The sequence below is a fragment of the Candidatus Zixiibacteriota bacterium genome (assembly GCA_021159005.1).
Classification (GTDB): Bacteria; Zixibacteria; MSB-5A5; order UBA10806; family 4484-95; genus JAGGSN01.
The window spans coordinates 18,033-31,265 of sequence record JAGGSN010000173.1; the positions used below are offsets into that span (position 1 = coordinate 18,033).

A 13,233-nucleotide genomic window follows, 5' to 3' on the forward strand; every position below is an offset into this window, starting at 1 on the left:
CTTCGTTCTTGTTCTGCTTCGCTGATCTTCATATAATTAATCTCGACCTTCATTTCGTCAAGTTTGTTTTTTTTCAATTAATCCCGTCCTTAACGATTTAACTAATTCAAGTATATTATCAAATTCATCACTCTCCAAGGTAGATTCAGTTTGCATATCTCTGATGAGTTTGTATTCTGAATTATCATCTATTTCATGATTAAGAATTTCCAGTAAAACATTAAAGCTTGCTGGTTTTATTATTGAGGCTATATCGCGACCTAACAATCTTGCAAAGCCACAGTTGAAATCATAATTGTCTTCATCAATTATTATATCACCGTGTTCCGTATGAAATCTGTCAAAAGTTTCAAATTCGCAATAATTATTAATTAGTTGAAGAATATCTATTGCATCTTTTCTTCTTGCGGGATACTTTTCATGCCAGCTTATAAATTTCAATATTACTAAGCTTGCTGGAGTTGGAATAGTGACTTTAAGATCAGGATTTTTTCGTATAAGTACAGTCAAGCAAGCTTCATTAACCTCCTCGAATCCCATAGCGCTCATTACAAAACCAGTATTGGGCCACTGTATTGAATACTTGGGATTTTCAATATCACCATACGGTACAATATCAACCAGTTTGCCGGTTTTGCTATTCAATCGATTTTTTTGATATCTATTAAAAACATAGCCGTATTCCGATAACAACTTATTTACAAGCGCATTATATTCATCCCAACCGGAAACATTTATAATGAAATCAATATCTCGTGTGGCTCTAATGGATTTGGTTTCGTAAAGAATATTAATTATATCGCGTGCAAAGGCACCTATAATGAAATATGATATATCTAAGGCTTGAGTCGCTTCATCCATATCGGAGATTGCTTTAATAATATCTTTATCTATTTTCCCCGATATATCGTAAAATGAATTGGTCATATATAACTCTTGCTGTTTCGATATTCCTTGGTTCTGCCGTTGCTAAAAGATCAGCATATATCAAAATAGGGTGCACAGTATCGCGTTTATTCCAAATTTGTTGGTTTCCCCAAAATCTCCGGCGAATTTCAACATTTCCCTTTGGATTTTTTCTAAGTCCTAACTGAAAAATTAGCTCATTTAAACCTTTTTTGTCTGTATAAATTGTAAAAATTTCTGGCCTTAAATACTGAGTGATTTTATTAGCGGCGATTTCGCCTCCCCATTGAGCATTATATCCGGTGATGTCAATTTGGTTTTCCGTAAGAGCTTTTTTCGCATCGAATCGACCTAAAAAAGTTTGGGGCCGTAGTTTTTCCGCATATAACTCAACCCACTTATCAAGTAATTTTCTTTTATCGACTATTCTTCGTTCCTTGTTATTCTTTCTGATTATAAATCCCTTTAAAGTTAAATCCCTAAAGGTCCAATTTACCGTGCCCAAAGCGGTATCTGCTACTCTGGCAATTGTCCGGTAGTTTTTGTTTTCAAGACGATCATGACATAATAGTGCGAAAATTACGCGGAGTTTAGCTGGTCCCCAGGCTTCGTTGCGATCATATATAAATTTCTTTGGGGCAATTTTATTTCCAATTACGAATATATAAACAGGTAGAAAATTAATATACATATTTCCCACAGTATCTAAAAATGGGATTTCTAATTCCTTCAATTTCCTTGCTAATTGTGGATTTACATACCTCGTCACCAATAGCCCGTGCCCCCCTCTAATTTTCATTTGGTTTGCTATTCTTCCTACATTGGCATTATTGATATTCGCCTTGACTTCCAGATAGAATCGTAGAGGACGGTCATGAAAACGTATTTCTATGATTGCATCATGGCGGTTTATTAGCCCTGTTTGAAGATTCATTTCCTCAATGTCTAATTTTATTTCATTCTTAAATGCTTCGAGCGCATCATTCAGGATTTCGTATTCTAATTCTGCAATATTCATGGCACTAAACCTGTTCAACAATTTACGGTGTTCATTATATTTGAACATACGGATATATTAAATAAAAGTCAAGCTTTTTTGTTCAAAATATACGCTGGTTCAATTATAATGAACATAGCAGAACATTGAACACATTGTAGCACTGCTATCTCATTATAAATCGATATTTTAAAAATAGTTATGGAAATATGCCTTAAATAACTTATATTAAATTAGAGGATAAAATAAACCCAAGAATAATGATATAATTACCGGTCCCAGCTATCGGCCTCAGAATACACGCAATGGATTCATTATAAGATAAGACTGAATAAAAATATATTACTTATTATCACTACGTCCGGCTTTTTCAATAAAATTCTTTAATGATATATATTAAGTGAAACTTGTTTAAATCATATCTAAAGAGCAACAAAACGTTGGACAACTCCGGTAAACATCGACATTTTACTTTTTGCTTTGTCTAATATTTCATGATTAGATATTAGAAGTTGCTTATTGTATGCGTCCCTCCTACATGTAATCATATCTGTAAAAAATGCGCTTAATTGGCTTCAATATCTTTCTCAAAATATAAATCGGCAAAGCCTTTTTCTTTATGGCGAAATATTTATCCATCGCGGTTAAACCGCAGAACCACCAATCGCTGAAAGCATAAGCTTCTTCAATTATATCTAATGATTGGATGAAGATTTCGCTGGCATTTTGCCATGGTTCATATACTGATTTATCTCCAATCCAATTAATCTCAGGTTTGCCAAATGCCTCTACCGCCAAGGGAAGAAACCGTCCTACCTTGGGGTTGTCGGGATCAAGCCCCATCTTTTTGGCGCCTACCCAATCTACCGCTAATAGGTTCTCGCCTCCGATTATAGTCCTGGTGCGGTTTGGTTTCGGGTCAACAATGACTCCGAAATGGCCATCCGCGCTATAGAAAGCATCGACAAGACCGAAATGAACAGGGAAATGTTTAAGCGTCTCGATTGTTGGCCAGTCATACTCCCTTTTGGTATGATACTCTTTTAGCTTGTTCTGCAGGGGAAGAGTGCCGTAGATATTCTTTAATGTAAGCGTATAATGGCAGAATACATGAGTCTTATTCTTGGCGAACGATACCCTAAAATCAGCGTCCCTCCAAGTTGGCCCGACAAAGTGCTTGCCCAGCCTGCCGCCATAATCATAGGCAGTCATCTCTTCGGTAAGGTCGACGATACGATAGTTCTTTTCTGTCGAATAGCCAATATACTCGGCAATTTTTATTACCTCTCGATTAGTATAATAATTCCCCAGAGTACTCTGCGCCTCTACAATAGTGATATCAGAAAAACCCCTTTCGGCAATTTTATCGATTAGCGCCTCCACTAAGGCGGGATCGGTATAAGTGGAATGGTCCTTTTTCGAGTGCATGAACATGAAATTGGGCTTGATTACTACCCTGAAAGCATCTTTCGTCTTGCCGGATTGCTTGAAGTGTCTGTCTAATATCCCGAAAAATCCTGATTCGCCAAGGACCTTATCGAGGGTTTTAAATTTATCATCGCCTTTTAACGAGACAACAGTTGTGGGACCTGTGTTTTTTGGGACAACCGGCTTTTTCTTAAGGTAAAACGTTTGAGCCTCAAAAAATGAGCGGCTGGCTCTTAAAAAGAAAATGAGGGTTATCCAGAATAAGGCGCCATCGACAATAAATATGACTATATAGGCGAAATATTTTGCTGATAAAACAAAATAGCCCAGCGATGATAGAGAGCTGATAGCTTTGGAGACCAATACCGGCACGATATAGCCTTTGTTTTTTCTGATATTATGTCCGGCTATGGCGCTAAGAATAGTAATAGTCATCATCATGGAAAACGCTAACGCCAGCCAAAATTTTTCCGTTGATACAGGCATCTCCGCCAAACCGGGCATCACGATACGGGAAAGCAAGTTGATTGAGTTAGTGATAATTTCGGGTAATAAAGCGAAAGCCAACCCGGCCGCAAAATATATTATGGCGCTGATTGTCATGACTATTTTTAACTGTTTTTCCTGTTTGGTTAAGTCAATCATAGCAAGCTTCCTTCCATTTAATAAGTGTCTTTATCGAGAGGTTCATTGACAAGAAATGCCGACATCGAATACTGCGCGATTATCTCAATCGGCCAGCATCCAAGGAGTAAAAACAAGGGCGGGAAATTCGCATCCATTGTAAATTCCCATACTCCGCTGGATATGGAACCAACATACTCGCTGGGGATGCCGATAATCCATGCCGACAGAACAAGCCCGGCAAATACAGGGAAATCCATTTTTAATACCGAATAGATGCCGAATATTAATAACAGCGCGTAAAGCAGCCAAAACAAGGCTCCTGTTCCCTGCAGATAGTCTCCCATCATAAAAGGAATCAGCGCTGCAATGAGCAAAAGTATTATCAGATTTAGCCAGCGCGGTAGGGTAAATTTAAGTTTTCTAATCAACCTGATTAATACTCTTGATGCTAAACCATAAGAAACAAGACCTGCTAATACCCAGCACCATACGCCAAAAACGAACTGTCCGCCAAAGCCATGATAAACCCAGATATTTGACTTTATCCCAATAGCCTCTTTAATGTATTCGATAATAAAAATCACTGCTATAAAAGATAAAAACCGCTTAGTAGAAATATACAGAGACAACCATATCACTATTATGGAACTTGCCGCTAATGTAATCCGGAATATGGTTGTTATCTTTTGAAAATACCCCTCATAATAAGCTGCGAAGAGAGCAGCAATTAATAGTAGAAGCGCCAGGAATACATTTCGCATTTTTTCAATCTGTTTATTATTGTCCATATAAAATCTCCGGGGCGGCTTTTTATATTATTTATAAATTATATAGCAAGAAATGCTTTTAGTCAATGATTGATAATATAGAAATTTCCTTAATATTTTTACTTGACCATAACGGCCGGTTAGTATATAAAAATGAGGTTGTACTGTTCTTAAGGTTGTTTTTGTAAATGATGGGAACATCTTCATGGTTGGAAGACAAAAATATCGGTTTATTGGTTATTATGCAGAAGGCTAAATTTTAATTTAATATATAGAAAGAAAGGATAAAGAAATGGCATCTAACAATAAACCAATAGAGTTAACCAGCCCGGAATTCAAACTGAAGCCATATAAATATTCTGCTATAATAATAGCCGCAACAATACTAATTTTAACTGTAATATTTAAACCGATAAACATACCCTATTGGGAATTTTCCACCGATAAAATACTTGCTTTGATGATAGCCCTGCTATTAATATCGCTTTTTCTTGAAAGAACAATCGAGGTCATTATAAAAGTATTTATGGGCAAAAGGAAACAGGAACTTGTTAGCATTATAAATTTGGAAAAGCAAAAAGCCAGACTCAAACAAGGTGTCGGTGATGCTCCGGCTACAGATATTCAAATTGAAGCGACTCAGGAAATGAAAATGCATATTAATAACACAAAAAGGTTAGCTTTGCTTATCGGCTTCATTCTCGGCATCAGTATCAGCGCGCTGGGTATCAGGACTCTTCAGCAGATTATCAATCAGGATGTTTTCATAACTGCCGGCAATTTACAGCGGTCTTTATTTGTTGGCATGGATACTCTTATAACCGGCGCTTTACTCGGCGGCGGCTCCAATGGCATTCATAAGATTCTGGATGCATTTTTAACGCGTGTCGATTGGTACAGAAATAAACATAAACCCGTAAATCCGGACGAATAAAACTATGAATGACTTGACGCTCGATAAAATCTATAAAAGAAAATCCAAAGGCAGAAAGGTAAGACTAATTCAGGAATGGCTCTGCCTTCATGGTATATATGTGAATATCGATGGCGATTTTGGGCCGGCTACTGATTATGCCGTAAGAAGATTTCAAACAATCAAGAAGCTCAGGGCTAACGGTATAGTTGGCTACAGCGTTTTCAAACAGTTTGTAGCGCCAATGGCTCAATCGTTAATGCCGCTTTCATCAATGAGAACTTCATTAAATCGATTGATAGTCAAATGCGCAAAACAGCACTTGAAACAACATCCCCGTGAGGCGGGCGGTCAAAACAAGGGACCCTGGGTCAGGCTTTATATGGATGGCAATGAGGGTAGAAACTGGCCCTGGTGCGCCAGTTTTGTCTGTTTTATTATCAATCAAGCCTGCCGCAATCTTAATATCCCATCCCCTATTAAACGCTCTTTTTCATGCGATGTGTTGGCTTTAAATGCTAAAAATAATGGGAGTTTTCTGGCTGGAAATAAAATTACCGATTATAAACAAATTAAACCCGGCTCATTGTTTTTACACAGAAGAACAGCCAATGATTGGGTCCATACCGGCATTGTAATTGAAGCCGAGCCGGAAATATTTCACTCTATCGAAGGCAATACCAACGATGAAGGCAGCCGGGAAGGCTATGAGGCTTGCGGCAGAATAAGAGGATATAAAAAGATGGACTTTATCCTGATTTAAACTATCGAACAACGCTTGTGCCTGCCTCAGGCGGGTGATGAAAGGAACTTAATATGCCAAATCATTTTAAAAACCTCATCTTCGAGGGAGGCGGAGTAAAGGGAATCGCCTATGTCGGAGCAATTGAGGAACTTCAGGCAAAAAATATAATTCAGCAAATCGAACGAGTGGGCGGCGCCTCCGCCGGCGCGATAAACGCTATTTTAGTCGGGCTTAATTATTCGGTAGAAGAAACAAAGGAAGTTCTCTGGAAACTGAATTTTAATAATTTGATGGATGATTCATGGGGTTTCATCAAGGATACTACAAGATTAATTGATAAATACGGCTGGTATAAAGGCGACTTCTTCCGGGAATGGATAGGCAATGTAATCAAAACCAAAACCGGCAACAGCGAATCGACCTTTAGCGATATACATGCTCGTAAAGCAAGCAGGAATTTCAAGGATATGTATTTCATTGGAACCAACCTTTCCACGCATTTTTGCGAAGTATTTTCCTATGAACATACGCCAAGAGTCTGCATTGCCGATGCGGTTAGGATATCCATGTCGATTCCTTTATTTTTCGCCGCCAAGCGAAGCCTGCGAGGCGACCTTTATGTTGATGGCGGAGTTTTGCTCAACTACCCGATTAAGCTGTTTGATAGAGAAAAGTACATATCGGAAAAAGGACGCAATACTGAATACTATGATAAACACAATAAAAACCTTGCTGATGCCGGAATAAATATCAGCAAGTATGTTTTTAATAAGGAAACTCTGGGGTTCAGGCTTGATTCGGCTAAGGAAATAGCAGTCTTTAGAGACCATTCCGAACCTGAACATAACAAGATAGATGATTTCTTTTCATATGCCTGGTCGCTTATCAGCTCTATTATGGAAAATCAGCAAAACACTCACCTTCATAATGATGACTGGCAAAGGACTGTTTATATCGACACTTTAGGAGTTAAAACAACGGAGTTCGATTTGCAGGACGAAATGAAAGAGAAACTGGTTGAATCGGGATGCTCCGGCGTAAAGAAATATTTCGAGTGGTATGATAATAATAGTACAGCTAATAAGTAGAGGTGCATAAGCTAAAAAGTTCAAGCAGGATTGAAATTCATTCTGTTGACATGCATTCATGGGCATCAATAAAATTAGCTTATCTTCAGGAATGGAATTATGTTCTTAAATAAAGTTGTCAGTTTTTAGTCAAATCGGGGTATACTATTATGAAAGATAACAATGCCGCAAAAAAACTGCTGGTTAAAAAACCAGGGTATAAAGCTCAACCGATTAATGACACTGAAAATATTGAAAGCTATAAGTGTCTTCTTGAGAATGTTCCCATAGGCCTATACCGGTCGCGAATAACGGATGGCAAACTTCTTGAGTGCAACATCCAATTTGCCAATATACTTGGCTATGATAACCGCGAAGAATGCCTGTCTGATTATATCGTTGCAGAACATTATGTTGATTCGGAGGCACGAGACCGGATGCTGGCAGAAATCCGCAAACATGGTGAAATCAGGGATTTCGAAGCCGAGTTTACAGCTAAGGACGGAATTCATTTGTGGTTAAAGTTTTCGGCAAGGATTACAAACACGCGGAACTGTATCGAGGGTTTCATAGAGGATATTTCTGAAAAAAAGCTGGCCGAAGAAAAACAGCAGCAAAATTCTGAACAATATCATAGTATTTTCCAATCCGTTAATGACGGTTTGCTTATATATAATCTTAATGGCAAAATTATTGAAGCGAACTCGGCTGCCTGCAAAATCTACGGCTATTCGCATCAGGAGATATTATCCCTATCCGGAAAAGATATCGCACATCCGGAATATAATCATATTTTTGAAAATTTCTTCAGACAAACGATAGATAAAGGTCAATTCTGCTGCGAGTCAGTTGATATTAGCAAGGACGGTTCTTTCATTAATATTGAAGTGCATGGAACCAGCTTCAATTACCATGGAAAACCGCATCTGTTGGCTATTATCAGGGATATAACCGAGCGAAAGAAGGCGGAGGCAACTTTAAAGGAAAAAGAGCGTCATCATCGACGAATTATTGAAACCATGAATGATGGTTTTGGTGTACAGGATATTAACGGCAATTTAACTTATGTCAACGACAAGCTGTGCATTATGCTTGGATATAACCGCGATGAATTAATCGGGCATCAGGTTAAAGAATTTCTTGATAATAACAACCAAAATATTTACCAAGCACAAAATGCCATGCAAGATTGCATAGGCCGCCACCCTTATGAACTTGTGTGGACAACAAAAGATAAACATAGAATCAATACCATTATATCACCGGCTCCTTTATTTGATGCTGAAGGAAAATTTACAAGCAACTTTGCCGTTATAACTGATATTACTAACCGCAAAAAGGCGGAAAAAGCGCTGCGCGAAAGCGAGGAAAAGTTTCGCGAAGTAGTCGAAATGCTGCCTGAAATTGTTTGGGAAATCGATATGAATGGCTCGGTAACATTCGTTAATAATCGGGGCTATGAAATATCCGGTTATACCCAAGAAGATGTGGATAACGGGTTTAATGCCGCTGAATTCTTCATTCCTGCTGATAGAACGAGGTTAAAAACAAATATCGAAAAATTATTGCGCGGCGAATTGTATAGATTTGATGATTACACAGCATTAAGGAAAAATGGCAGCACTTTCCCCGTTATAGCGCAGGCTGCAGCGATTATCAAGGAAGGAAAACCTGTTGGAGTAAGAGGTTTTCTTATCGATATTACCGAACGCAAAAAGGCTGAGGAAGAAACAAAAAACGCTCACGCCGAACTTGAGCAGATACTTAATTCTACGCCTGATGGCATACGCATTATAGATAAGGAATTTAACGTTTTGCGCGTTAATGAAACATTTTGCAAGCTTTCGGGCATTGACTATAAAGAAAATAAAAAACTTAAATGCCATGAAGCGCTTCGAGGCTCTAAATGTCTAACCCCGAAATGTCCGCTTAATAGAATACTTAAAGGCGAAGAGTATATTGAATATGATGTGGAAAGGGAACGATTGGACGGCAAGAAAATCCCTTGCATATTAACTGCCGTTCCATTCTACGGTCAAAATGGCGAATTAATCGGCATTATCGAAAGCTTCAAAGATATAACCGAACGTAAACGAGCCGAAACCGAACTGTATCGATTTGCGCGAGCTGTAAAGCAATCTCTTGATGGTATTGCAATGATCGGATTGGATGGGACTATCCAGTTTATTAATAACGCCTGGGCAAAGATGCATCTCTATAATCCTGAAGAAGTTCACGGTAAACATCTGCGCATTTTTCATACCAAGGAACAACTGAATAAAGAAATCCTGCCAACTTTGAAGATAATTGAACAAGGCTATGGCTGGGAAGGCGAGGTCAGTCATGTACGAAAAGATGGAACGGTATTCCCAACATGGACGACTGTAACGCTATTAAGAAATAGAGACGCCCGTCCTATAGGGCTTGTATGCAATGCGCGCGATATTACAGGCCGTAAACGGGCTGAAGGTCAGTTAAAAAAATCATTAAAAGAAAAAGAAGTGTTGATAAAAGAAATTCACCACCGGGTTAAGAACAACCTGCAGATTATTTCGAGTTTGCTGGAATTACAATCTGATTATATCAAAGATAATAAGGCTTGTAAGATAATCAAAACCAGCCAGGATAGGGTCAAATTAATGGCTCTTATTCACGAGCAATTGTATCAATCTCCCGACCTGGCAAAAATCGGTTTTGCTATGTATGTCCGTAATCTCGCCGATTATCTTGTTGCTTCCTATGGTATAAATTCGGATGTCATCAAATTGGAGAAAGACCTCGAAAATGTTTATTTGGGCATTGATGCCGCCATTCCCTGCGGATTGATTATAAATGAACTTATCACTAATTCGATTAAGCACGCTTTCCCAGACAACCGTCCGGGTACTATTCGTGTTGAATTACGCTCATTAGATAATCATTTTGTTATTACTGTTAGCGATGATGGTATTGGATTGCCGGAAAATATAGATTCCGGAAACACTAAATCATTGGGGCTGCAATTAGTTAATTTATTAGAAAAGCAAACAGGATGTACTATTGAGTTGGATAGAAGTCATGGCACAGCTTTTAAAATAACATGTCAAAAGCCAAACAGCTAATAAAGGGAGTTTTTTAACTGTAATAATAATGAACGGAACGAGTGAAAATAAATAATCGTGTCGAAAAAAGGATATATTAGATATTGCCTTTCAATCGGCGTTTTGTTATCTTCAATTGATTGTTGAATATAAACATCCTGATATGTTTAAAGGCTGTTCTAAAGAATATAAAGAGGATTAAAACAAAGTGGATAAAAATGCTCAAATCATGATTGTCGAGGATGAAATCATCGTCGCTAAAAGTATTCAGAACAGATTGAAAAGCCTTGGCTACTCAGTACCTGCAATCGCCTCATCAGGCGAGGAGGCAATTCAAAAAGCCAAAGAGACGAACCCTGATTTGCTGCTGATGGATATCAGATTAAAAGGCAATATTGACGGCGTGGAAGCAGCCAGACGCATCAACGACAACCAGAGTGTTCCGGTAATCTATCTTACCGCTTATGCAGATGACAATACGCTGAACCGCGCAAAAAATACCGAACCATACGGCTATTTATTGAAGCCATTTGAACCGCAAGTATTGCACACAACTATCGAGATAGCGCTCTATAAGCACATGATGGAAATGAAACTAAAAGAACGAAAACAAAAGCTGGAAAATATTCTTGAAGGCGTTAGCGATGCCGTTATTGTCGCTGATGCCGCCAGCATAGTAACCTTTATGAACCCAATCGCCGAATCGCTGACAGGTTGGAAGCAAAGTAAAGCCTGCGGAAAAAAGCTGAATGAAGTATTTAATACTACCATCAAAGAAATGAATATTAAGGATAGAAACCGCGCGGCTGGCGTCGATTGGTTTAGCTATGACAATCAATCACAAAACCGGATTATTCTTATCAATAAAGATAATAAGGAAATACTTATCGAAAAAAGCTTCTCCCCTATCCGGGATGATAACGGAGATATAACGAGTTTTGTTCTGATTTTCCATGATACCTCTCAATATCGGCAGGCGACGGAAAACCATACAAGAGACACTGACCGTTTCCATATTGCAATCGATTCTTCATACGATTGGGAGTATTTGATTGGAGCTGACAGCAATCTCATCTATGTTTCGCCGTCATGTGAACGAATCACCGGCTATAAAGTCGATGAGTATTTTGAAAATTCGGAACTATTAATGACATTAACCCATCCGGATGACTTGATTATGTTTTTAAATCATTGTCATGAGAAAAAAGAAAATAGGCAGGAGTTTTCTCTTGATTTTCGCATAATTACACGCAACGGCGAAATGCGTTGGGTTAATCATATATGTCGACCGGTCTATAATGATGATGGGAGCTATCTTGGCCGGCATGTTTGCAATAGAGATATTACCGAACGCGTACTTGCCAAAGAAATGCTTCAGGGTAGCGAAGAACGATACCGATTATTCGCCGAAAATGTAACGGATGTTATATGGATTACCGATTTGTATTTCAATCATATTTATTCAAGCCCCTCTGTAAAACACTTGCGAGGTTTTACTGTCGAAGAAGCAATCAATCAATCCATAGAGGAAATGATGTCTTCTGATTCTATAGCGCTTTTAAAGAAAATTATTTCCGAAAAGCAGAATTCCAATATCCGAGAGGAAAATGAAGCCTCTAATACTCAATTAGTAGAACTTGAATTTTATTGTAAAAATGGCTCAACTATCTGGACTGAAAGCAAAATATCTTTCCTTCGCGACCCAAACGGTTGGCTTACTAAAATAATTGGGATAACGCGCGATATTTCAGAACGTAAATCGGCTGAAAGACAGAAAGAAATACTTATCAGAGAACTAAAGGAAGCCTTAGGTAAAATTAAAACCTTAAGCGGTTTAATTCCTATTTGCCCATCATGCGGAAAAGTCCGCGACGATAGAGGTTATTGGAAGCAGGTTGAGAATTATATCGACTCTCACCCTAAAACCGAATTTTCTCACTGTTTGTGTCTTGATTGCGCTAAAAAGCTACACCCGGATATCAATTTTAGTGAAAGTGATTATTGAAATCATTATCATACATTTTTTAATTTTGCAAATACTTAATTTAATGATTACATAAGGAATGGGCAGAAATGAAGGGAGTTATTAAATGAAAAAAGATGCCCAAATCTTAGTTGTTGAAGACGAATCGATTGTTGCGAAAAACATTCAAAACAGATTGGAAAGTATGGGTTATACAGTGCCTGCAATTGCCTCAACCGGCAAAGAGGCAATGCAAATAGCGCTGGAAACCATGCCCGATCTATTGCTTATGGATATTAATTTAAAAGGTGAGATTGACGGTATTGAAACAGCCAGACGCATCAACGATCAGCTTGATATTCCAGTTGTTTATCTTACTGCTTATGCCGATGAGAACACAATTTCCCGCGCCAAAAATACCGAACCATTTGGTTATTTAACCAAACCCTTCGATGCCAGAGAACTGAGAGCAACTATTGAGATGGCGATTTATAAGCATATGATGGTAAGGGAGCTAAAAAGCAGAGAACATTTACTGACATGCCTTCTTGAAAATGTCAGCCGCGAATGCAGTCAATGGAATGATTGATTAGCCCTGATTTTGCATCGGAATTATAAATCAACTGCAAAAGCCGCAGGAGTTTCCCCGTTTTTTCAAAAACTATGATTTTCACTTATTGAAAATATTAACCCTATGAAACATACTATACTATAAAGATTTTACCGGAATTTTCGGGGAA

10 protein-coding genes are annotated in these 13,233 nt (G+C 38.3%); 6 read left to right on the top strand and 4 right to left on the bottom strand.

From position 1 onward, the window contains the following. Window positions 1–57: 57 nt before the first annotated feature. From J7K40_11020 to J7K40_11035, 4 genes are all read right to left on the bottom strand, one after another. Complete coding sequence (locus tag J7K40_11020; protein ID MCD6162929.1) at window positions 58–927, bottom strand: nucleotidyl transferase AbiEii/AbiGii toxin family protein; 870 nt, start codon at window positions 925–927, stop codon at window positions 58–60. Then, window positions 887–1,924: a type IV toxin-antitoxin system AbiEi family antitoxin gene (locus tag J7K40_11025; GenBank protein ID MCD6162930.1), complete on the bottom strand. Its 1,038-nt coding sequence runs from the start codon at window positions 1,922–1,924 to the stop codon at window positions 887–889. The genes J7K40_11020 and J7K40_11025 overlap by 41 nt, the downstream gene beginning before the upstream one ends. 513 nt (window positions 1,925–2,437) lie before the next feature. Further along, complete coding sequence (locus tag J7K40_11030; protein ID MCD6162931.1) at window positions 2,438–3,976, bottom strand: DUF362 domain-containing protein; 1,539 nt, start codon at window positions 3,974–3,976, stop codon at window positions 2,438–2,440. Window positions 3,977–3,993: 17 nt separating this feature from the next. Further along, window positions 3,994–4,746: a hypothetical protein gene (locus J7K40_11035; protein MCD6162932.1), complete on the bottom strand. Its 753-nt coding sequence runs from the start codon at window positions 4,744–4,746 to the stop codon at window positions 3,994–3,996. A gap of 271 nt (window positions 4,747–5,017) precedes the next feature. On the opposite strand from J7K40_11035, the gene J7K40_11040 reads away from it, so the two are divergent. From J7K40_11040 to J7K40_11065, 6 genes are all read left to right on the top strand, one after another. After that, window positions 5,018–5,659, top strand: a complete 642-nt coding sequence (locus tag J7K40_11040) for a hypothetical protein (protein ID MCD6162933.1) — start codon at window positions 5,018–5,020, stop codon at window positions 5,657–5,659. A gap of 4 nt (window positions 5,660–5,663) precedes the next feature. Next, complete coding sequence (locus tag J7K40_11045) at window positions 5,664–6,401, top strand: peptidoglycan-binding protein (protein ID MCD6162934.1); 738 nt, start codon at window positions 5,664–5,666, stop codon at window positions 6,399–6,401. Window positions 6,402–6,454: 53 nt separating this feature from the next. Further along, complete coding sequence (locus tag J7K40_11050; GenBank protein ID MCD6162935.1) at window positions 6,455–7,471, top strand: patatin-like phospholipase family protein; 1,017 nt, start codon at window positions 6,455–6,457, stop codon at window positions 7,469–7,471. 149 nt (window positions 7,472–7,620) lie between these two features. Continuing rightward, window positions 7,621–10,551 carry a PAS domain S-box protein gene (locus J7K40_11055; GenBank protein ID MCD6162936.1) on the top strand — a complete coding sequence of 977 codons (2,931 nt, stop codon included), beginning with the start codon at window positions 7,621–7,623 and terminating at the stop codon, window positions 10,549–10,551. A 187-nt stretch (window positions 10,552–10,738) separates the two neighbouring features. Next, window positions 10,739–12,535 (top strand): PAS domain S-box protein, encoded by a 1,797-nt coding sequence (locus tag J7K40_11060; protein MCD6162937.1) that lies wholly within the window; start codon window positions 10,739–10,741, stop codon window positions 12,533–12,535. Between the two features lie 85 nt (window positions 12,536–12,620). Next, complete coding sequence (locus J7K40_11065) at window positions 12,621–13,082, top strand: response regulator (protein MCD6162938.1); 462 nt, start codon at window positions 12,621–12,623, stop codon at window positions 13,080–13,082. Window positions 13,083–13,233 lie beyond the last annotated feature (151 nt).

Coding starts and splice junctions, on each gene's coding strand:
- J7K40_11020 (MCD6162929.1), bottom strand. CDS start 927: ATGACCAATTCATTTTACGATATATCGGGGAAAATAGATAAAGATATT.
- J7K40_11025 (MCD6162930.1), bottom strand. CDS start 1,924: ATGAATATTGCAGAATTAGAATACGAAATCCTGAATGATGCGCTCGAA.
- J7K40_11030 (MCD6162931.1), bottom strand. CDS start 3,976: ATGATTGACTTAACCAAACAGGAAAAACAGTTAAAAATAGTCATGACA.
- J7K40_11035 (MCD6162932.1), bottom strand. CDS start 4,746: ATGGACAATAATAAACAGATTGAAAAAATGCGAAATGTATTCCTGGCG.
- J7K40_11040 (MCD6162933.1), top strand. CDS start 5,018: ATGGCATCTAACAATAAACCAATAGAGTTAACCAGCCCGGAATTCAAA.
- J7K40_11045 (MCD6162934.1), top strand. CDS start 5,664: ATGAATGACTTGACGCTCGATAAAATCTATAAAAGAAAATCCAAAGGC.
- J7K40_11050 (MCD6162935.1), top strand. CDS start 6,455: ATGCCAAATCATTTTAAAAACCTCATCTTCGAGGGAGGCGGAGTAAAG.
- J7K40_11055 (MCD6162936.1), top strand. CDS start 7,621: ATGAAAGATAACAATGCCGCAAAAAAACTGCTGGTTAAAAAACCAGGG.
- J7K40_11065 (MCD6162938.1), top strand. CDS start 12,621: ATGAAAAAAGATGCCCAAATCTTAGTTGTTGAAGACGAATCGATTGTT.